The sequence below is a fragment of the Streptomyces sp. NPDC003635 genome, from assembly GCF_053587635.1.
In genome coordinates this window covers 1-20807 of the sequence record NZ_JBSFOK010000082.1, presented here as the reverse complement: position 1 = coordinate 20807, position 20807 = coordinate 1, and the positions used below count along the sequence as shown (strand labels likewise).

At 70.4% G+C, this 20807-nt stretch carries 20 protein-coding genes and 1 pseudogene; 12 read left to right on the top strand and 9 right to left on the bottom strand.

Translation table 11 applies throughout. The features are described from left to right. Positions 1–90: 90 nt before the first annotated feature. Positions 91–864 (bottom strand): glycosyltransferase family 2 protein, encoded by a 774-nt coding sequence (locus tag ACWDRW_RS38995; protein WP_451732935.1) that lies wholly within the window; start codon positions 862–864, stop codon positions 91–93. Positions 865–1172: 308 nt separating this feature from the next. On the opposite strand from ACWDRW_RS38995, the gene ACWDRW_RS38990 reads away from it, so the two are divergent. Further along, entirely contained in the window at positions 1173–2396 is a 1224-nt protein-coding gene (locus tag ACWDRW_RS38990) for an NAD(P)/FAD-dependent oxidoreductase (protein ID WP_451732944.1), read from the top strand. A gap of 158 nt (positions 2397–2554) precedes the next feature. On the opposite strand, the gene ACWDRW_RS38985 is transcribed toward ACWDRW_RS38990, so the two are convergent. From ACWDRW_RS38985 to ACWDRW_RS38965, 5 genes are all read right to left on the bottom strand, one after another. Further along, entirely contained in the window at positions 2555–2896 is a 342-nt protein-coding gene (locus tag ACWDRW_RS38985; RefSeq protein ID WP_451732932.1) for a DUF3140 domain-containing protein, read from the bottom strand. Positions 2897–2906: 10 nt separating this feature from the next. Next, positions 2907–3140 carry a DUF2945 domain-containing protein gene (locus ACWDRW_RS38980; protein ID WP_451732930.1) on the bottom strand — a complete coding sequence of 78 codons (234 nt, stop codon included), beginning with the start codon at positions 3138–3140 and terminating at the stop codon, positions 2907–2909. A 121-nt stretch (positions 3141–3261) separates the two neighbouring features. After that, entirely contained in the window at positions 3262–3435 is a 174-nt protein-coding gene (locus ACWDRW_RS38975) for a hypothetical protein (protein ID WP_451732928.1), read from the bottom strand. Positions 3436–3668: 233 nt separating this feature from the next. Next, positions 3669–4400, bottom strand: a complete 732-nt coding sequence (locus ACWDRW_RS38970) for a flavodoxin family protein (RefSeq protein ID WP_451732926.1) — start codon at positions 4398–4400, stop codon at positions 3669–3671. Positions 4401–4514: 114 nt separating this feature from the next. Beyond that, entirely contained in the window at positions 4515–5453 is a 939-nt protein-coding gene (locus ACWDRW_RS38965; protein WP_451732923.1) for an oxidoreductase, read from the bottom strand. A 165-nt stretch (positions 5454–5618) separates the two neighbouring features. Between ACWDRW_RS38965 and ACWDRW_RS38960 the strand changes: the two genes are divergently transcribed. The 3 genes from ACWDRW_RS38960 (at position 5619) to ACWDRW_RS38950 (ending at position 8597) form a co-directional block, all read left to right on the top strand. Continuing rightward, positions 5619–6242 (top strand): TetR/AcrR family transcriptional regulator, encoded by a 624-nt coding sequence (locus ACWDRW_RS38960; protein ID WP_451732920.1) that lies wholly within the window; start codon positions 5619–5621, stop codon positions 6240–6242. Next, positions 6239–6646 (top strand): PPOX class F420-dependent oxidoreductase, encoded by a 408-nt coding sequence (locus ACWDRW_RS38955; RefSeq protein ID WP_451732917.1) that lies wholly within the window; start codon positions 6239–6241, stop codon positions 6644–6646. Before ACWDRW_RS38960 ends, ACWDRW_RS38955 begins: the two co-directional genes overlap by 4 nt. A gap of 409 nt (positions 6647–7055) precedes the next feature. Then, positions 7056–8597 (top strand): MFS transporter, encoded by a 1542-nt coding sequence (locus ACWDRW_RS38950; RefSeq protein ID WP_451732941.1) that lies wholly within the window; start codon positions 7056–7058, stop codon positions 8595–8597. 21 nt (positions 8598–8618) lie between these two features. Here ACWDRW_RS38950 and ACWDRW_RS38945 read toward each other — a convergent pair whose 3' ends face one another. Beyond that, positions 8619–10802 carry an FUSC family protein gene (locus tag ACWDRW_RS38945; protein WP_451732914.1) on the bottom strand — a complete coding sequence of 728 codons (2184 nt, stop codon included), beginning with the start codon at positions 10800–10802 and terminating at the stop codon, positions 8619–8621. Between the two features lie 228 nt (positions 10803–11030). On the opposite strand from ACWDRW_RS38945, the gene ACWDRW_RS38940 reads away from it, so the two are divergent. Further along, a complete protein-coding gene (locus ACWDRW_RS38940; protein WP_451732911.1) occupies positions 11031–11603 on the top strand; it encodes a GNAT family N-acetyltransferase in 573 nt (190 codons plus the stop codon). 178 nt (positions 11604–11781) lie between these two features. Here ACWDRW_RS38940 and ACWDRW_RS38935 read toward each other — a convergent pair. Beyond that, positions 11782–12187, bottom strand: a pseudogene (locus tag ACWDRW_RS38935) (hypothetical protein); the annotation flags it as partial. A gap of 146 nt (positions 12188–12333) precedes the next feature. Between ACWDRW_RS38935 and ACWDRW_RS38930 the strand changes: the two are divergent. Continuing rightward, positions 12334–12735, top strand: a complete 402-nt coding sequence (locus ACWDRW_RS38930; RefSeq protein ID WP_451732938.1) for a hypothetical protein — start codon at positions 12334–12336, stop codon at positions 12733–12735. Between the two features lie 30 nt (positions 12736–12765). Here ACWDRW_RS38930 and ACWDRW_RS38925 read toward each other — a convergent pair whose 3' ends face one another. Then, a complete protein-coding gene (locus ACWDRW_RS38925) occupies positions 12766–13446 on the bottom strand; it encodes a hypothetical protein (RefSeq protein ID WP_451732908.1) in 681 nt (226 codons plus the stop codon). 224 nt (positions 13447–13670) lie between these two features. Between ACWDRW_RS38925 and ACWDRW_RS38920 the strand changes: the two genes are divergently transcribed. From ACWDRW_RS38920 to ACWDRW_RS38895, 6 genes are all read left to right on the top strand, one after another. Then, positions 13671–14852 carry an ROK family protein gene (locus tag ACWDRW_RS38920; RefSeq protein WP_451732906.1) on the top strand — a complete coding sequence of 394 codons (1182 nt, stop codon included), beginning with the start codon at positions 13671–13673 and terminating at the stop codon, positions 14850–14852. A 415-nt stretch (positions 14853–15267) separates the two neighbouring features. Next, entirely contained in the window at positions 15268–16791 is a 1524-nt protein-coding gene (locus tag ACWDRW_RS38915) for a sugar ABC transporter ATP-binding protein (protein ID WP_451732903.1), read from the top strand. Further along, positions 16788–17819, top strand: coding sequence for an ABC transporter permease (locus ACWDRW_RS38910; protein ID WP_451732900.1), 1032 nt, complete (start codon positions 16788–16790; stop codon positions 17817–17819). Before ACWDRW_RS38915 ends, ACWDRW_RS38910 begins: the two co-directional genes overlap by 4 nt. A gap of 161 nt (positions 17820–17980) precedes the next feature. Further along, on the top strand, positions 17981–19027 hold the full coding sequence (locus tag ACWDRW_RS38905; protein WP_451732897.1) for a substrate-binding domain-containing protein: 1047 nt from the start codon (positions 17981–17983) through the stop codon (positions 19025–19027). A gap of 67 nt (positions 19028–19094) precedes the next feature. Continuing rightward, complete coding sequence (locus tag ACWDRW_RS38900; protein ID WP_451732894.1) at positions 19095–20300, top strand: Gfo/Idh/MocA family protein; 1206 nt, start codon at positions 19095–19097, stop codon at positions 20298–20300. Positions 20301–20325: 25 nt separating this feature from the next. Next, positions 20326–20807, top strand: a 482-nt coding sequence (locus ACWDRW_RS38895; RefSeq protein WP_451732891.1) for a sugar phosphate isomerase/epimerase family protein, incomplete at its 3' end; no start/stop codon positions are given.

The following is a 20807-nucleotide window of genomic DNA, read 5'->3' as shown; positions in this document are numbered from 1 at the left end:
CCCTCGTACTGGATGTACTTGGGCTTGTGCCCGGTGCGGCGAGAGTGCGTGCCGGGCGTCGCGACGGGGCGAACGTTGCCTGACGCGGCACTAGATGCGCGAGTTGCGCAGCGACTGCCACACCGCGCCGGCCAGCGACCGCGTGGCTTGTGGGACCGACAGACGCTCGTGCTCGCGGTACAGGCTCCAGTTGTACTGCACGAGCGACAGCTTGTTGGAGGACAGTGACCCCGCCTGGTGGGCCCGGTACACCGCGAGCGGTTCGGTCAGACCTCGGGCGTCAGCGCCGTCCCGCATGATCGACAGCCACAGGGCGTAGTCCTGGCGCTTGCGCATTTCCGGCATGAGCCTCGTGCCCAGGGCATTGCGGTCGTACATGGCGGTGAGAGCGCCGATGTAGTCCCGGACCAGCATCGCCTTGTAGTCCACGTGCGCCCTGGCCTGGACCACTCGCCCGTTCGGGACCCAGTCGGTGCTCTCGCCGGCGTAGTCGGCGTCCATCTTGAAGTACGACGTGAACGTCAGGGGCGCAGGAGCCTCCGCGGCGAAGGCGAGCTGCTTCTCCGTCTTCTCCGGCAGCCACATGTCGTCGCTGTCGAGAAAGGCGATGTAGTCCCCGCGGGCCCGCTGAATCGCCAGGTTGCGAGCCCGGCCCGCACCGCCCCGCTCGGGTGCCGCCTCCGGCAGGACGCGCTCGTCCTGCTCGGCGAACTCGCGGAGCAGCTCCATGGAACCGTCGGAGGACTGATCGTCGGTGACCAGCAGCTCCAGGTCGGTGTGAGTCTGCGTGAGCACCGATCGGACGGCTGCGCCGAGGGTGGCTGCCGAGTTGTAGACGGGCATCACGACAGAGACCAGGGGCACAGCGCTTCTCCTTGCCAGACCAGGAACGACGGTCCATTCAAGCACCGTCATCGAACAGGAACTGCCACGGAGGTGGTTTTCGCTGGTCAAAGGATACCCGTAGGCCAATGGGGTGGGCCGTGACCGCCACGATGCGCTGGGTGACGGCCCTGCCGGGAAGGCGTACAGAACGGGTGATGCCGACCGGTGCCGCAGCAGGAGGCGGTGGCTGAAGCACGCGGTGTTGCATCCGCGGGTGCGGGCCCCCGCGAAGGGTCAGGGGGCAGTCGACGGTGGTGAGAGGTGATCGTGTGTCCGCAGGACAGGACATGACGGACGTGCTGGTGGTCGGGGCCGGTGTCGCGGGTCTGGCTTGTGCCCGGGACCTGCTGGACGCGGGAGTCGGAGTCCAGGTGCTGGAGGCCGCCGACGAGGTCGGCGGGCGGATGCGCAGCGATGTCGTCGACGGGTTCGTGGTGGACCGCGGGTTCCAGGTCTTCAACACCTCCTACCCCCAGGTACGGCGGCGCTTGGCGCTGAAAGACCTGCGGCTGCGGCCCTTCACCCCCGGCGTCCTGATCCGGACCCCTACGGGCACGGTCCGCTTCAGCGATCCCAGCCGACGCCCGCGCACCTTGCCCGACCTGCTGCCGGGCCGCTTCGCGTGCGCCCGCGACCTGGCCGCGCTCGGCCTGCTGTCCGCCCAGGACATGCTGCTCCCGCCTCGCACGCTCAAGCGGCGCGCGGACACCACCACGCGGACCGCACTCGCCCAGGCCGGTGTCTCCGACGCCCTGGTGGAGCGGTTCTTCCGCCCGTTCCTGTCGGGAGTGTTCCTGGAGGACGAACTGGTCACGTCCGGGCGGGTGTTCCACCTGGTGTGGCGGAGCATGTTGCGCGGCACGCTGTGCCTGCCCACCGAGGGCATCGGAGCCGTACCGCGTGCGCTGGCCGCCGCCCTGCCGCCGGGAACCGTGCGGCTCGAGACCGCCGTGGAACGGCTTACGGACGCGGGCGCGGTCACGGCCTCCGGGAAGGAGGTCGCCGCCCGCGCCGTAGTGGTGGCCACCGGCCCCGGCCCCCTCGCCACGCTGCTTCCCGAGGTGGGTCTGCCGCCCTACCGTGTCGTGACGACCTACTTCCACGTCGCCCCTCGGTCCCCGCTGGGCGAGCCGACGCTGCTCGTGGACACCCGGCGCCGCTTCCTCAACACCTGCGTCCTGACCGACGTCGTTCCCGCCTACGGTCCGGACGGTCACGCGCTGATCGCCACGTCCGTGCTGGGCGGCGACAGTGAGGGCCGGGAGAAGCAGGTGCGCGAGGCACTCGGCGAGGCCTACGACACGGCCACGGAGGACTGGGACGTGCTGACGGTCCGTACGGTCAACGACGCGTTGCCCGCGATGCCGCCCCCGCAGCCGCTGAGCCGAACCACTCGTGTCGGGCCCGGCCGCTACGTGTGCGGCGACCACCGGGCCACCGGATCGGTGCAGGGCGCGATGGCCTCGGGAGCACGCGCCGCGCGCGAGGCGCTGCGCGATCTGCGCCGGTAGCGCAAAAGCAAACCACCAGGTCAGCCGCCTGATCCGGGTTCGCCGAAATTCCTTCGCCCAGGTGCATCCGTACGCGGCGTGGAAGGCGAAGACCCAGATGCAGGAGGACAGGGCTCTCGCCCCGAGACCCCCCGAGCCGGGGCGAGAGCCCGCTTCCGCTATCCGTCGCCGTCGGCGAGCGGATCGTGCCCCCAGTTCATGAGCGAGTACCGCCACGGCGTGTCGCGTACGTCGCCGGACGGCCGCTGGGAAAGGTGACGGCGTACGTAGCCCACGACCTTGCGCATGTGACCCCAGTCCGCGTCCGACAGGTCGTCCTGCTTGGTACGCAGGATGGCGACGATGTGCCGGCCCGAGGCGTGCCCGGTGGACTCGCCGCCGTCCTTGCTGTCTCCGACGCCTTGGGACTCCTCGGACTTGAGCCAGTCCTCCAGCTCCGCCGGCCGCATGTTCACGACGTCACGGAACTCCTGCCACGTCTGACGCTGTGACTCGTCCATCAGCGTCGGCTCACTTCTTGCGCTTCTTCAGAGCCGACGGCTTGTGGACGGCGGACCGTCCGGAACGGTCGCTGCGCACTTCGTACTGCGGATCGTCGGGTGACGCGTCGACGGTGCGGCCTGCCGCCTCGGTCCGCTCGGTGATCTTCTTCTCGACCTCACCCGTCGTCTCGCTGCCGTGGCTGCTCCAGGCGACCTTGTCGCCCCGGCGCAGCTTCTTGTCCCGGCCGTGTTCCTTGGCCATGTGGTGGGCCTCCCGGTCTCGCGGCCCGTCTCCGGCCGTTTCCGGGACGGCGCCGCTCTACCCACCCTGGGCGGCTCGGGAGCCGCCCGCATCTCGGCCGCCCTCGTGGTGCTGGAGGGAATCAGGGGCTGTTCTCATCGGCGCGCTCCTCTTCGGGAGTGCGGTGGATACGCCACAGGCCCAGAGCGGCGCCCAGGAGCCCGCCCCCGCAGGCCGCGAGAATGCCCCCTGTGTCACTGGCCGAGAGCGCGGCGGCCAGGAGGCCGGCCAGCATGGCCCCTACCAGCAGGTACATGAAGATGATGAAGCCTGTTGCGAGATGCCGATCCCGAAAGGGCGGGATGCCCCCGCTCACCGGATCGCTCCCGCCACGAGGTCGGCCCTGTTGGGACAGAGCCGTGCATCGGCACGACAGGCTGGTGGGTTCGTGTGGGGGGTGGTGCATCGGCAGCGCTGCATGAGGCCCTCGATCCGTCCCGTCCGCTGGTCGCCTGTCGTGTGCCCCGGAACGGCCGCGACAACCCGGGGTCAGCGGTGTTCGGGGTTGTCCGCGCCAGGACGGCAACCGGCGTCCCACTCTGTCCTCTGATTGCCGTGGGCGGGAACGCCGCCTGAGCGTTTGAGCAAGGCGGCGAGGTGCATCAGGTTCCAGGCCATGAACGAGGTGTTGCGGTTGGTGAAGTCGTTCTCCGGGCCGCCCGAGCCGGGATCGAGGTACGAGGGGCCGGGGCCGGCCGCGCCGATCCAGCCGGCGTCGGCCTGCGGGGGGACGGTGTAGCCGAGGTGCTGGAGGCTGTAGAGAACGTTCATCGCGCAGTGCTTGACGCCGTCCTCGTTGCCGGTGATCAGGCAGCCACCGACACGGCCGTAGTAGGCGTACTGCCCTTGCGGGTTGAGCAGGCTGGAGCAGGCGTAGAGGCGCTCGATCACCTTCTTCGTCACAGAGCTGTTGTCGCCGAGCCAGATGGGTCCGGCGATGACCAGGATGTCCGCCGCCATGACCTGCTCGTACAGCGCGGGCCACTCGTCGGTGGCGAAGCCGTGCTCGGTCATGTCCGGGTAGACGCCGGGCGCGATGTCGTGGTCGACGGCGCGGATCTCTGAGGTGGTGACCCCGCACGACATCATGATCGCCGAGCTCTTGTCGATCAGCCCCTGGGTGTGGCTGAGCTGCGGGGAGGGTTTGAGGGTGCAGTTGATGTAGAGGGCGGTGAGGTCGTCGTAGCGGTACTCGCTGTCGGCGGAAGGCGCGGCTGTCATGAGGTCAGCGTCTCGCGTGAGGGCAGGTTTGCCCGGATTCGACACAGCCGCGGTCGCCTTGGGTGGAACCCCGACCCCCGCTCGGCCTCGGGTTGCTCGGACGGCCCTGTGGAATTACCGGGGAAAGGTGATTCCAGTGAGTTCCTCGGACAGGTCCCAGAGGCGCCGCTGCGTGGTCGTGTCGTAGGACGCGGTGCTGGACCGGACGACTTCGGGATAGCCCTTGCTCTGCTGGAATCCGCGCGGGCCGTAGTACTGCCCTCCCCGGGCGGCGGGGTCGGTCGCCGCGCGCAGGACGGGCAGGGCGCCCATGGCGGGAGTCTGGAGGAGCAGCGGTCGGATCGCGGCGAACGCTACCCGGGTGAGCGCGGAGGAGTGCGACATGGCGTTCTTGGATCCGCTGGTGTCGGCGCCCCCGGGATGGGCGGCGATGGCGAGCGGGCCCACCTCGGGCAGTCTGCGGTGGAGTTCGTAGGTGAACATCAGGTTGGCGAGCTTGGAGTGTCCGTAGGCGGCGGTCCGGTTGTACGGCCGTTTCCGCCAGTCGAGGTCGGTGAGGTCGATCGGGCCGCCCATGCGGTGGCCGGCGCTGCTGACGGTGACGATGCGGGACGCGGTGGTCGCGGGGATCAGGTCGAGCAGGAGGCCGGTCAGGGCGAAGTGGCCCAGGTGGTTGGTGGCGAACTGGAGCTCGAAGCCGTCCGCGGTCCTGCTGTAGGGGGTGTACATCACACCAGCGTTGTTGATCACCAGGTCGATGCGGGTCCAGGCGTCGTGCACGGCGGCGGCGGCGCTGCGCACCGAGGACAGTGAGCTCAGGTCGAGGGGCTGGACGTGCAGCTCCGCCCCCGGGACGGCCGCCTGGATCTCCTCGGCCGCTCGCTTGCCTCGGTCTGCGTCGCGTACGGCCAGGATCACCGCCGCGCCGCGGCCGGCGAGTGCCTTGGCGGCTTCGAAGCCGATGCCGGTGTTGGCGCCGGTGATCAGGGCGTTACGGCCGCTCTGGTCGGGGATGTCTCGCGCGGTCCAGGGGGCGGGCCTGCGGCTGGTCATGGTTCCTCCGTGCGTGAGGTGCGTGTGCTTGTGTGTGAGGTGGGCGCTGGCCGGGTGGAAGGGGGCCAAACCGGCGCGAATTGTCCGGCCGGGCGAGGAGGCCGGTCGAGCACCCTCATGGTTAATTCCATTCACCTCGTGGTTAATAGTGTTAACCTTAAGGGCGTGACCGTCAAACGACGCCCCACCGGCACCCATCACGGAGACCTGCGCAACGCTCTGGAGCAGGCCGCACTCAGCCTGGTCGCGGAGCGGGGCCCGCACGGCTTCACCCTGGCCGAAGCCTGTCGGCGGGCCGGAGTGAGCGTGGCCGCGCCGTACAAGCACTTCGCCGACCGGGACGCGCTGCTCGCCTCGCTGGCCCTGAAGAGCTACCAGGAGCAGCAGCGCCGCTACCGCGCCGCCCTGGCGTCGAGCAGCGACCCGGTCGAGCAACTCGCGGCCTTCGCCACCGCCTATGTGCGCTTCGCCGCGGAAGAGCGCGCGCTCTTCGACATCGCCTTCCTCGCCGGTCTCGACACAGACCGCCATCCGGAGCTGGCCGCGGCCGGAACCGCCCTGCACGACGATCTGATGCCCGTCACCAGCCTTCTGACCGCGAATCCGACCGAAGCCTTCGATCTGCTGGTCCAGGTCGCCGCCGCCGCGCACGGGCTCGCCCTGTTCCAGCAGCAGGGCATGCTCCCCGCCCCCTGGAGCGGTCCACGATCCGTCGCCGAGCAAGCCGCACGGGCGGCCCGCACGCTCGCGGGCCGACACACCCCCCGACAGCACCGGAGCCCCTCATGACCACCCCGCACAGCGACTTCGAACGGGCCCTCGACCGCATCCGCCGAGCCAGGCACGTCAGGGTGACCACCTACCGTCGGGACGGACGCGCGGTACCCACCCCCGTCGGTGCCCTCGTCCACGACGGAGTCCTCTACGCCCTGACAGCCCCGGACACCGGCAAGGTCAAGCGCATCCGGAACAACCCTCACGTCGCCATCGCCCCCTGCGCCATGAACGGCACCGTCCCGCCCGGCGCGCCGACCGCCACAGGCACCGCCCGACTGCTGGACGAAATGAGCACCGCCCATGTCCAGGACCTGATGGAACAGCGGTTCTGCATGTGCCGGCTCGTGCGCCTGACCGACCGGGTTCTGCGCCGCGAGCGCCCACTGGTCGCCATCGCCATCGACCCGAGCCAATGACCCTCCGCGGATCGCGTTGGATGGGCGCGAGCGGCCGAGCCGCGGCTTGAACTGCTGGTGATGTCAGGGCAGTTCGCGATGCTCGTGGTACGGAGTGGGATGGCGCGTCGGCGTCCCGCCGGCGTTGACGAAGTCGCCACTGCCCGCGTGTGGTTGTGCAGGTGGCCAAGCCCGTCAGGGCCAGCGTGAAGCAACCGGGCATCAGTTGGAGAGCCCGTCCAGGACACGTTCCCGTCGCAGCGCTCCTTCGCCGGCGCCAAGCGCGAGGAACACTCCCGGGGCGGGCGCCGCCGCTGCGGGCTCGCCCGAGCGGGCGCAGACTGGGAAGGTGAGTGACACGCACCTCCGGCGTGATGACACCACGCCCGCGCCTCGCTCGGCGCACCAGCAGACGCTGGCACTCGCGGCCATGATGTGCGCGGTCGCGATGACGTTCATCGACCAGACCATCGTCTCCATCGCCGCCCCGGACATCGTCCGGGAACTGGACCTGTCGGCGTCCGGCATGCAGTGGGTCATCAACGCCTATCTGCTCGCCCTGGCCGCTGTCTTCGCCGTCGGCGGCCGCCTCGCGGACCTCTACGGCCCGCGCCGGATCGTCGTCATCGGCACCGTCGTGTTCGTCGTCTCCTCGGTGATGTGCGGCTGCGTCCCCGAGGGGGACGCGGCCCAGGGCTGGCTCATCGGCTTCCGGGCCGCCCAGGGCGTCGGAGCGGCGCTGCTCTTTCCCGCCGCCCTCGCGGTGGTCGTCGCGGTGTTCCCGGCCGAGCGGCGCGGCCGCGCCCTCGCCCTGTTCTTCGGCCTCTCCGGCGCGCTGACCGCCATAGGACCGCTGCTGGGCGGCTGGCTCACGGCGGCATGGACGTGGCGCGCGGTGTTCTGGGTCAACGTGCCGGTGGCCGTGGTGGCGCTGGCACTGACCGCGATGGCGCACATCACCGACCGCAGACGGACCGGCACCCTCGACGTCGTCGGCGCCGCCCTGATGGCAGCCGGCATGGGCCTGAGCGTCCTCGGCTTCCAGCAGGCCTACACCTGGGGTTGGGACAGCCCCGCGACATGGCTCTGCGTCGCGGGCGGCCTGGCCATCCTCGCCGTCTTCGTCCGCTACGAGCGGGGAGTGCGCTATCCCCTGATCGACCTGGGCGTCTTCCGGGACAAGGGCTTCACCATCGACGCGGTGGTGCTGTTCTTCGCCATGCTCGCCTTCGTCCCGCTGTTTTTTTTCGCGTCCGTGTACGCCCAGGTCTCCCTCAGCGCCTCACCCAACCAGGCCGCGCTGTTCCTGCTGTACGTCTTCGCGGGCTTCGCCATCGCCTCGCAGTGGGGCGGCCGGATCCTCGACAAGCAGGGCGCCCGTCCGGCGTTGAAACTGGGCGGCGTCGTCGGCTGCGTCGGGTTCGCCCTGTGGGCGGGCAAACTGACCGACCTGTCCATGCACGACCAGTGGCCCTACGCGGCCCTGGCCGGCGCGGGCATCGGCTTCATCCTGGCGCCCGCCTCCACGGACGCCGTCAACCGCGCCATCGGCCCGTCGTACGGCGAGGTCACGGGCATCACCCAGACCGTGCGCAACTATGCCGCCAGCGTGGGCATGGCCGTCTTCGGCACCGTCCTCACCCACGTCACCCGCTCGAATGTGACGAGCACCCTGGAGTCGCGCGGCATGTCGGCCGAACAGGCCCGGGACACGGCACACAGTCTCAGCAGCTCCCTCACGGGCAGCGGCGACGCCGGCCCGCCCTCGGGCACCGGACCGGCCGCCGACCCGACGCGGGAGCTCGTGGGCGCGGTGCGCATGGACTTCGCCGAGGCGAACCAGTGGGTGTTCTACGGCATGGCCATCGCCCTGGGCATCGCCTTCCTGTTCGCCCTGCGCCACCCGGGCGGCACCGCGGCGGCCTCCTCCGCCGGGGCGCAGCAGGAGCAGGTCTCCGCGAGGAGCGGCTGATCCCCGCCCCGGCCGTACGTCTCAGGCGGGCCTGCGAGAGCCGCTGTCGCCGGGGCCGGCGTCGGCCTTCGCCGCCGTCCCGCCGCGGGAGATCCGCGTCAGATCGCCCGCCAGGGACTCCAGCCACTCGACCACCGCGTAGTACCGCCGCGGCGCGCCCACCGGTTCGGCGCTGAACTCGGTGGACACCGGTTCGATCCGCGGTACGGGCGTGGACGGCGTGTCCGCGCCGGGGTCCAGAGCGGCGGAGACGAGCAGCATCCGCCCGGCCATCCGTTCCCCGAGCGCCTCCACCGCCCGCGCCGTCGCGGCGGGCAGCACGGTGACGGGCGGAGCCAGCAGCCGCTCGGAGCCCCACAGCGTGTGGTGGCCGGCGATGAGCGTCGCCTGCCAGTCCACCGGCGCCCGCACACCCCGCCGGGCGCCGTCGAAGGGTGTGGGCTCGCTCTGGAACTGGGCGTAGGCCGACTCGGCGAGGACGACAGCGTGGTGCAGGGACCGGTGCCCGGGCGCGGCCGCAGGCACGATCGTGGCGGCGCCGCCCGCCACCGACGAGGTCGTCGCCACCACGACTTCCGCGGCTGTGCGAAGGAGTTCGGCGGCCGCGCGGCGCAACTCCTCATGCGCCCCTCGCGGCCACGCCAGCAGCCCGAACACCATGCCGATCGTGCTGCCGATCAGCACGTCGAGCATGCGCACCTCCGCCAGCTGCCAGGTGGAGGGCGCCAGTTGCGCGAAGACCAGGGCCACCAGCACGGTGAACAGCCCCTGCGCCCAACCGACCCCCCGCACCGGCCCGACGGTGAAGGCGAACAGCATCCACACGGGCAGCAGCACGGCGTAGACGTTCGTGTGGGTGCCCGCCAGGGTCAGTGTTCCGGCGGTCAGCAGCGCCCCGGCCAGCGTGCCCGTGAGCGCGAGCCGGACCGTGTGCCGGGTCGCCTCCAGGGTGGTCCTGGTGAGGCTGAGCGTGGCCAGCATGGCCCAGAAGCCGTGCGGCAGTGTGTCGAATCCCGCGACGAGGCGCGCCGCCGTGAGAGCCAGCGCGATCCGAACGGCGTTCTGGAAGAACACCGACCGATGCCCCGCGTGACCGCGCACCCGGTGCCACCACAGCACCGGGGCCGGCACGGTGGAGTACCAGAAACGTTCCGGCGCCACCTCCACCGCGGCATGCCGACCGCGTACGGCACGGTCGGCCGCCGCTCCCATCGCCAGCGCGGCATCCGCGATCTCCAGCACGGCCGCGTGCCCGCGCAGCACCGCCGGCGGGAACCGGGGCGGTTGCGCGGGCGTCCCCGCGGACAGGTCCGACAGCGCGGCACGCGCCGAGGACAGCTCCTCGTACGGCCCCGTCGGCGAGGCCCCTTCGCGCAGACAGCCCGCCGTCGCTGTCGCGAGATCCGCCACCGCACGCAGCACGGCGGCCACCTCCCGCTCCGGTGCCCGGGGCGGCGCGGGCAGCCACGCCAGACGGTTCAGCAGCGTACGCACGGCGAGCCCGGTGTGTGCCAGGGCCCGCGCCCGTATCCCGGGGCCGGCCGGACGCTCCGCCTCGGGCACCATCAGCGACCGCAGCCCCCGGCCGGTCTCCTCCGCCGCACCCCGGTCGGCGGCACCGAGGACGTACGGCGGCACGGCCAGGGCCCGCGCACAGCGAGCCGCGGTGTGCGCGGCGCGGGCCGTCCGCTCCCGGTACGGCGTCGGAGCGGCCTCGGGGAAGACCAGCGCCTCGGAGGCGATCATCAGCACCAGTCCGGTCGTCGTACCGACCAGCCGGTCGCCCAGCGAGCCGGGGTCGTACGGCGGGAACGACGGCAGGATGTACAGCAGCTGCAGCCCCGGCGCCACCCCCGCCGGACGGGGCCCGCCCACAGCGGAGAACGCCAGCGCGAAACCGACCGCCAGCATCCCAGCGACGGCGCTCCAGGTACGCACCGACAGATACGTGCCGACGACCACCAGGACCCAGCACACCGGCAGCACCCGCAGCATGGTCGCCGCCCGCTGCCGCCCGGTCCCGGGGATCCGCGACAGCCCGCCGAGGGCCACCGCCCCGAACAGGGCGTAGGTCGCCGCTACGGGACTGTCGAGCCCGTAGCGGAAGAGGTAGAAGCCGGTCGCGGCGGCCAGGGTCACGCGCACGGCCCGGCGGCCGGAAGCGGCGTAGGCCGCCGGGAGCCAACCGACTGGGACACCCCTCACCCCTTCAGGATCACCCAGCGCCCTCGAGAACGCCCCTCGGAGCGTTCCGCGCCGGTGCGCCGACGCCCGCGGATGGTGGACGTATCCCCCCGCCCCGCCACTGGTCCGTGCGCGCGGCCTCGGCTCTGAGGCCGGTGGCAAGGCACGTCGGGCGGCTCAACGGGGACGTCAAGTCCGGTTCGGATATTCGCTGTTCCGCTCGCCCCCTATGGACGCAGGATGGTGCGCATGACTCTGGCCACCCCCGTCCTGCACACCGCTCGCCTGCGACTGCGTCCCTTCACCGACACCGACGCGGATCCTCTCTTCGCACTGCACAGCAGCGCCCACGTGCTGCGCTACTGGGACTCCCCGCCATGGACCGAACGGGCGCGAGCCGACCGCTTCATCGCGACGTGCCGGAAGATGGCGGACGACGGAACCGGGGCTCGGGTAGCCATCGACCGCGCTTCCGATGGAGCCTTCGTCGGCTGGTGCGGTCTGACCGGATGGAACCCGGACTACCGCAGCGCGTCATTGGGCTATGTCCTCAGCGATGCGATGTGGGGCCAGGGCTACGCGACGGAAGCCGCGCAGGCCGTGCTGAAGTGGGCCTTCGACACACTGGACCTGAATCGGGTTCAGGCCGAGACCGACACACGCAACGTGGCATCCGCCCACGTTCTGGAGAAGCTCGGATTCGTGCGGGAAGGGACACTGCGAGAGGACTGCGTCGTGAACGGCGAGGTGTCCGACTCAGGGGTGTTCGGGTTGCTCAGGCGAGAGTGGCGGCCGTCGACCGTGCCGATCCCGGCGCGCTGAGCGCGCCGCTCCCGACGACACCTCGTGTGAGGAATTTCCGCGGGGGCTCAATGGACCCTGGCGACGTGCGGATGACCGGGGACGCCCCGGCAGATGTGGAGCTGGAGGTTTTTGCCGACGGAGTTGCGCAGGAAGCCCTGCACCTCGGCGCGGACCGGGAGTCGAGGTTTCCGGTGAACAGGCACGGCTCCGGGAGGTAGTAGCCGAGCTGGACGATCGGCGGCTCGGGCGGTGTGTCGAGGACGTCCGTGATGGTGGCGGACGAGCGCCAGCAGAGCGCGGTCCGGGGGTAGAAACGGTCCCCGTGGTCGAAGGGGCACCACAGGACCTGGAGAAGATCCGCGTCGGGAGGACGGGGAAAGCCGACGTCGCGGACGTGGAGCTGAGCCACGGGCAGAAGGGGAACGGGCCGTCGCACCACGGGCGGCCCTCCTGCACACAGCTCCGTCGGCGGGCCGCTGCTGCACGGTCGGTGAGCCCGGGCGCGGGTGCAACCGGGTCGCCGTGCGTGCCGGCGGGGCCAGTTCAGGAAAGAGCGCGGCCACGTCGACCGGCCGCGGAGGAGTTGTACGGATGGCGTGCATGACGGTGAGGTTGCCAGCGGCGTCCGACAAGGGGTTTGGGTCTGAGTGCTACCGGCGCGTGACGACTGGCAGGCCCGCGTGTTCCCCGGTCGCGCCCCTCGCGGTGGCCGTCGGCCGATCGTCACCCTGCGTCAGTGCTCTGCGGCATGATGGCCGGTGTGAACACCGAGATCCTGATAGACGTCTGGCAGCGGCTTCTCGCCGACCCCCGTAAGTCGTGGGTGCTCTTCGAGCACGGCACCTGCGTCGTGCTGACCGCTCCGGAAGGGGAGTTGGCCGAGCAGGCCACCGACCTTCTGAAGAAGTTCGGCCCCGTGCACGCCGGATCCTCGGCAGGGGACTTCGGGGTCATCGACCTCCAGGACGTCGGGGGATGGGTGGTCACCGGGCATCACAACGACGTTCTCACCTACGTCGGCCCCGATGAGCCTCAGGATCAGTCGCAGATCGCTGTCGGGCTGCACGGACGTTCCAAGCGTCACCGGGACGGCACTGAGCTTCACGTCGTCCACGTTGAGGACAGGCGAGGCTCAGCGGACCCGATGTGAGTTCCGTGCCTTCGTCGATGGCGGTGGCTCTCAGGTCACGTCCCGGACCGCCTGCGGGTAGCCGATCGCGGTGATGTCCTCGGCCAGGTCCGGCAGGGTGGCCTCCGGGTTCAGGGAGGCCACGAGCCTGTGGCTCAGTGGCCGCAAGGCGTACACAGCGCGCACCGCTTCCAGGTCCACGGGGACCTCGTAGTAGTCCTGGGCGAAACGTTGGAATGCCTGCGGTGAACCGTCGATCAAGCGCTCGAACAGACGCAGCGCCCCGTCGGGGTCGGAACACCCGGCGGGAAAGTCGATCACGCCGTGCCGCCATCGATCATCCGTCGCCTCCCGCCAGAGGCAGACCGTCACGAGGGGAACCTCGTCCTCGTCGGTGAACGCCGGCTCTTCGACGAAGGGCTTGAAGACGTCCGGAACGTCGTCGAGTACCCCCGGCCAGGGCTCGCCGTCCTTGCCGTACGGGCTCATCGGTGCTTCGTGGTCGAAGCCACGGATGTAGGCCCCGGCCGCCGAGAACACGATGGAGTACTCGTCCCCCGACCCGTTGCGCATCGAGGCCATCTCCTCGCCGTCGGCCCAGCCGGGGTGGAAGGAGTGGTACCGGCTTTCCCGGTCCGGGCTCAGGACCGCATCGAGCATCGCCAGTGAGCGGCACAGGTTCCGCAGGTCAGCGATGGCGGGGAGTCGACGGGCTACGTCATGGACAGTCACGTGCTCATCCAACCGGATGCCCCTGACCCGGAAGCTTCCCAGGGTTGTCCCTCCTGGACTTTGTCCTGAGTGTGGAAAAAGAAGTGTCGTACTCGTGCGTAAGTACTTCCCACTCTGGAAAATCGTTGTTACGTTCCTCCTCGACAGCTCGATGGCACAGTCAGTGGAGACAGGTGCCGGTGTCCTCAGCCGTGGGTGAGGGGAGAGGAGGGATCGTGCGACGGATGACTGCTCGACCTGAGAACACACATCAGGCGCGGCTGCTTCGTCTGCTGCGTGACCATGGGTCCAACTCCCGCGCCCAGATGGGTGATCTGGTGGACCTGTCCCGCTCGAAGCTGGCCGTGGAGGTGGACCGGCTGCTGGAGACAGGGCTGGTTGTCGCGGACGGGCTCGCCCCCAGCCGGGGCGGCAGGCGCTCGCACAACATCCGGCTCAACCCGGGCCTCCGCTTCCTCGGCGTCGACATCGGCGCCACGTCGATCGATGTCGCCGTCACCAACGCGGAGTTGGAGGTCCTAGGGCATCTGAACCAACCCATGGACGTGCGCGAGGGGCCGGTCGCGGTCTTCGAGCAGGTCCTCGCCATGGCCGCCAAGCTGAAGGCCTCAGGTCTCGCGGAGGGCTTCGACGGCGCCGGGATCGGCGTGCCGGGGCCGGTCCGCTTCCCCGAGGGCGTGCCGGTCGCGCCGCCGATCATGCCGGGCTGGGACGGCTTCCCGGTGCGGGAGGCGCTCAGCCAGGAACTGGGCTGCCCGGTCATGGTCGACAACGACGTGAACCTGATGGCCATGGGGGAGCAGCACGCGGGCGTCGCACGTTCCGTGGGTGACTTCCTGTGCGTCAAGATCGGCACCGGTATCGGCTGCGGCATCGTCGTCGCCGGCCAGGTCTACCGGGGGACGACCGGCAGCGCCGGCGACATCGGGCACATTCAGGTGGAACCGGCGGGCCGTGCGTGTGCGTGCGGCAACCGAGGCTGCCTCGAGGCGCACTTCAGCGGTGCCGCGCTGGCTGGTGACGCCGAACAGGCCGCCCGTGAGGGCCGGTCGGCTGAGCTTGCCGCCCGGCTGGAGGCCGCTGGTCGGCTGACGGCCGAGGACGTATCAGCCGCCGCGGCGTCGGGGGACGCGGTGGCACTGGAGATGATCCGGGAGGGTGGAACGCGTCTGGGTCAGGTCATCGCCGGACTGGTGAGTTTCTTCAATCCGGGCCTGGTGGTGATCGGGGGTGGAGTGACCGGCCTCGGGCACACCTTGCTGGCCAGTGTCCGAACCCAGGTGTACCGGCAGTCATTGCCGCTGGCCACGGGCAACCTGCCGATCGTTCTGGGGGAGTTGGGACCGGCCGCCGGAGCCATCGGCGCGGCCCGACTCATCACCGATCACGTCTTCTCCCCGGCCTGAACCAGGGCCGACTGCTTCTTCTCCACGCGCTGATCCCGGCCGACCACGTCGTTCCCGCGCCGGGCCTCTGTCGGCCATACGCCACTTCGCGTGCCGCCTCGCTCAGACGGCGGTCCGCCTGGGCAACCGGGCGTAAGCACTGCCTGACATGTGTCCCGCACGCCCATGACACCTCGGCAACCCCGACCGGTGTCCGGCGAGCGATGACGCATGGACGCGCACCATGGTTGCCGCTCGACTACCGCACAAATCAAGCAACTTCACCGCACCAGTCGTAGCCCTCGCAGGGCGGTCGAGACACCCACGTCTGCTCCGGCGTACCGCACGCCAGGGGCTCCTCAGCGCCGCCCACACACCCGAACCACCCTGTCCAGCTCTGCCCGCTCACGGTCCGCACCTGCCGAGGGGATTCCTCATGGCACCACAACCACCCCTGCTCACCATGTCCGGTATCACCAAGTCGTTCCCGGGTGTCCGCGCCCTGGACGGTGTGGATCTCGAAGTCCAGGCCGGTGAAGTCCACTGCCTCCTCGGTCAGAACGGCGCCGGCAAGTCCACGTTGATCAAAGTGCTCGCCGGAGCCCACCAGCCTGACGGCGGGGAGATCACCTGGCAGGGGGAGCCGGTCTCCCTGGGGTCCCCGATCGCCGCCATGCGCTTGGGTATTGCCACCATCTACCAGGAGCTCGACCTGATAGAAGGGCTGTCCGTCGCGGAGAACGTCTTCCTCGGGCATGAACCGACGTCCGCCGGGTTCGTGGTGCGCGGTTCCGCCGCGCGGGCGGCGACCGCGGAGTTGCTGCGGCGCCTCGGGCACGCGGAGATCGATCCCGCGCGGCTCGTCGGGGAGCTCTCCGCGGCGCAGCAGCAGATCGTCTCGATGGCCCGCGCGCTGTCCCACGAGGTCCGGCTCATCGTGATGGACGAGCCGTCCGCGGCGCTGGACCCAGAGGAGGTCGACAACCTCTTCAGGATCGTGGGCGATCTGACGGCCGACGGGGTCGCCGTCGTCTACATCTCCCACCGGCTCGAGGAGATCCGGCGCATCGGCGACCGGGTCACGGTCCTGAAGGAGGGCCGCTCGGTCGCCGGCGGTGTGCCCGCCAAGTCGACGCCGACCCATGAGGTCGTCGCCCTGATGACCGGGAGGAACGTCGAGTACGTCTTCCCCGAGCGGCCCGAGTCCGGGTTCGCGGCAGGACGGGAGCCCGTTCTGAAGGTCGAAGGGCTCACCCGGCGCGGGGAGTTCGCGCCCGTCGACCTGGAGCTGCGGCCCGGTGAGATCGTCGGTCTGGCCGGGCTCGTCGGGTCCGGGCGCAGCGAGATCCTGGAGACGATCTACGGAGCCCGCAGGCCCGACGCCGGCCGTGTCCTCGTCGACGGAGCCCCCCTGCGCCCGGGCAGTGTCCGCGCCGCCGTCGGCGCCGGTATCGGTCTGGCGCCGGAGGAACGCAAAGCGCAGGGCCTGCTGATGCTCGAGTCGGTCACCAGCAACGTCTCGGTCTCCACGCTGTCCCGGTTCGCCCGCGCGGGCTGGCTCGACCGGCGCGCCGAGCGGGCCGCGGCGCACCAGGCGGTCCGGGAACTGTCGCTGCGGCCCGACAATCCCGATGCCGCGATCAGGACCCTGTCCGGCGGCAACCAGCAGAAGGCGGTCCTCGCCCGCTGGCTGTTGCGCGGCTGCAAGGTGCTGCTGCTGGACGAGCCGACCCGGGGCGTCGACATCGGTGCCCGGGCGGAGCTCTACGCCGTGATTCGCCGCCTGGCCGACGAGGGCCTGGCCGTACTGCTCGTCTCCAGTGAGGTGCCCGAGGTCCTGGGCCTCGCCGACCGGGTGATGGTGCTGCGGGAAGGCAGCGTCGTGCACACGGCGGACGCCCGGGAGCTCGACGAGCACCGTGTACTCGATCTTGTGATGGAAGGAAGCCTGACGCCATGACGCAGCCGGCCACCACGGCGCAGCAGGACGCGCCGACGTCCGCCGCCACGTCCGAGACGGACAAGGAGAACACGCGCCGACCGCTCGGACTGCGGTGGGACGTGCGCAGCCTGTCGCTGCTCGGAGTCCTCGCCGCCCTCGTCGTCGTCGGCGGGATCACCGCACCGGACGAGTTCCTGGCGACGAGCAATCTGCAACTCGTCCTCACCCAGGCGTCCGTGATCGGTGTCGTCACCGTCGGCATGACGTTCGTCATCACCAGCGGCGGTATCGACCTGTCGGTCGGCGCGATGGTGGCTCTGGCCTCGGTGTGGGCGACGACCGTGGCGACCCAGGAGTTCGGATTCGCGGGTATCCTCTTCACCGCGGTCGTCGTCGGCGTGGGCTGCGGTCTCGTGAACGGCGTGCTGATCGCCTACGGCAGGATGGTGCCGTTCATCGCGACGCTGGCCATGCTGGCCTCCGCCCGTGGTCTGGCGCTGCAGATCACGGACGGCAGCACTCAGATCGTCACCGTCGAGTCGGTGCTGGACCTCGGTTCCCGGGACGCCTACGTCCTCGGCATACCGCCCCTGGTGTTGATCTTCGCCGCGGTCACCGTCCTCGGCTGGCTGATCCTGAACCGCACCACCTTCGGTCGCCGCACCGTCGCGGTCGGCGGCAACGCGGAAGCGGCTCGCCTCGCCGGCATCGACGTCCGCCGCCAGCGTCTGTACCTGTACCTGCTGTCCGGGCTGTGCTGCGGTATCGCCGCGTTCATGCTGATCGTGCTCGCGGGCTCGGGCCAGAACACCAACGGCAATCTCTACGAACTCGACGCCATCGCCGCGGCGATCATCGGCGGCACGCTGCTCAGCGGCGGTCGCGGCACCATCATCGGCTCCGTCCTCGGCGTCCTGATCTTCACCACGATCACCAACATCTTCGCCCTGAACAACCTGGAGACCGCCGTCCAGCAGATCGCCAAGGGCGCCATCATCGTCGCCGCCGTCCTGGTCCAGCGCCGCTCCCTGCACGGCGACACCTGACGCCGTACGGCACACCGCGCGGTACCGCGGAACGCCGTACCGGCACAGCTCCGTACCGGCACGGCGCCGTACGGCGCGGACAGCGACGTACAGCGCACACCGCCGCACCCACCAACCTCCTCCACTCCCAGCACAACGCCCAGTCGAAGGGTCGATCCGCCATGGCAAGAATCCCCGCCACCAGCCGCAGAGCACTGCTGTTCGGCACCGCCGCCGTTTCCGCCGGCGCCCTGCTGACGGCCTGCACCAGCAATGAGCCCGCGAATCAGGACGAGGTCACCGACAACGCCCCGGTCGCCGACGACAAGCCGGGCAAGCCCGTCACGATCGGCTTCGCGGGCCCGCAGGCCGACCACGGCTGGCTGAACGCCATCAACGACAACGCCAAGTCGCGGGCGAAGAAGTACTCCGACGTCACGCTGGAGATCACCGAGGGCTCCAACGACACGGCCCAGCAGATCGGCCAGATCCAGACGCTGATCAACAAGAAGGTCGACGTGCTGGTGATCCTCCCGGCCGACGGCAAGGCGCTCACCCAGGTCGGGCTGGAGGCCATGAGGGCGGGCATCCCCGTCATCAACCTGGACCGCATCTTCAACTCCCCGCAGGCCTACCGCTGCTGGATCGGCGGCGACAACTACGGCATGGGACTGAACGCCGGGCACTACATCGGGGAACAGCTCAAGGACAAGAAGAACGCGAAGGTCGTCGAGCTCGCCGGGCTTGACAACCTCGAACTGACCCAGCAGCGCACGCAGGGCTTCGACGACGCCCTGAAGAACTACCCCAACATCAAGAAGGTGGCCCGCCAGGCCGCCGACTTCACGGTGGAGTCGGGGCAGGCCAAGATGGCCCAACTGCTCCAGGCCCAGTCCAAGTTCGACGCGCTGTGGAACCACGACGACGACCAGGGCGTGGGCGCGCTGCGCGCCATCGAGCAGGCCGGACGCGACGACTTCCTCATGGTCGGCGGCGCGGGCGCCAAGTCCGCGATGGACGCCATCAAGGCCGGGAACAGCGTGCTCAAGGCGACCGTCCTGTACCCGCCGACGATGGCCGCCTCCGCGATCGACCTCGCCCGTGCGCTCGGTCAGGGCAAGGGCGTCGGCGGCCTCGCCGAGTTCGAGATCCCGTCCTCGCTGACCCTCTATTCGGCCGTGGTCACCAAGGACAACGTCGACCAGTACCTGCCGACCGGCTTCATCTGACCGGCCCGGGCCGAGCGCCCCACGAACAAGCGATGAGTCAGTGACACTCCGACGAGGAGGAACCCGTATGGAACACAGGGGCAGTGGGACCGCACCGCCGGCCCTCGGCGTGGGCATGGTCGGATACGCGTTCATGGGCGCCGCGCACTCACAGGGGTGGCGCACCGTGGGGCACGTCTTCGACCTGCCGCTGCGGCCGGTCCTGGCCGCGATCGCCGGCCGCGACGCGCGCGCCGTGCGGGCGGCGGCCGACAAGCACGGCTGGGCCGCCGCGGAGACCGACTGGCGCGCCCTGCTGGCCCGCGACGACGTGCAGCTCGTCGACATCTGCACCCCGGGCGACAGCCATGCGGAGATAGCGATCGCGGCGCTGGAGGCGGGCAAGCACGTGCTGTGCGAGAAGCCCTTGGCCAATTCGGTCGCCGAGGCGGAGGCCATGCTCGCGGCCGCCGAGGCGGCCCGCGAGCGCGGGCAGTTGGCGATGGTGGGGTTCAACTACCGGCGGGTGCCCGCGCTCACCTACGCCCGTCGGCTCATCGCCGACGGCAGGCTCGGCGCGCTGCGCCACGTGCGGGTCAGCTACCTCCAGGACTGGCTCGTCGACCCCGACTTCCCGCTGACGTGGCGGCTGCAGCGGGAGCACGCGGGATCGGGCGCACTGGGCGACCTCGGCGCGCACATCGTCGACCTCGCCCAGTACCTGGCGGGGGAGGAACTGGTCGGGGTCTCCGCCCAGATGGAGACCTTCGTCAGGGAACGCCCCCGCCTCGACGGCGCCTCCACGGGCCTGACCGCGTCCGCCGGCACCCGGCGCGGGCCGGTCACGGTCGACGACGCGGCCGTCTTCACCGGCCGCCTCGCCTCCGGAGCGCTCGCCACGTTCGAGGCCACCCGGATGGCGTCGGGACGCAAGAACGCCCTGCGGCTGGAGATCAACGGGGAGTCCGGGTCGCTCGCCTTCGACCTGGAGCGGCTCAACGAGCTGTCCTTCCACGACCACCACGAGCCGGCCGCCACGGCGGGGTTCCGCAGGATCGTCGTCACCGAACCCGACCACCCCTACCTGGAGGGCTGGTGGCCGCCGGGCCACGGTCTCGGCTACGAGCACACTTTTGTCCACCAGGCCCGCGACCTGGTCGAGGCCATCGCCTCCGGCACCGACCCGATGCCGTCGTTCGCCGACGGTCTGCAGGTGCAACGGGTGCTCGCCGCGGTGGAGGAGAGCGCGCTGAAGAACTCCGTCTACACGCCTGTCCAGGCCGAAGTCCGCTAGATCATCGGCACAGTTGGGAGCCGCCATGCCACGCCCTTTCACCCTGTTCACCGGTCAGTGGGCCGATCTGCCTTTGGAGGAGGTCTGCCGTCTGGCCCGTGACTTCGGCTACGACGGTCTCGAACTGGCCTGCTGGGGCGACCACTTCGAGGTCGACAAGGCGCTCAGCGATCCCGGCTATGTGGAGTCCAGGCATCAGCTCCTGGACAAGTACGGGCTGAAGTGCTGGGCGATCTCCAACCACCTGGTCGGGCAGGCGGTCTGCGACGCCATCATCGACGAGCGCCACGAGGCGATCCTGCCCGGTGAGGTGTGGGGCGACGGCGACCCCGAGGGGGTGCGGCGGCGGGCGGCGGAGCGGATGAAGGACACCGCGCGTGCGGCGGCCGCCTTCGGCGTCGACACCGTCATAGGCTTCACCGGCTCCGCGATCTGGCACCTGGTGGCGATGTTCCCGCCGGCGCCCGAGGCGATGATCGAGCGGGGTTACGAGGACTTCGCGGCCCG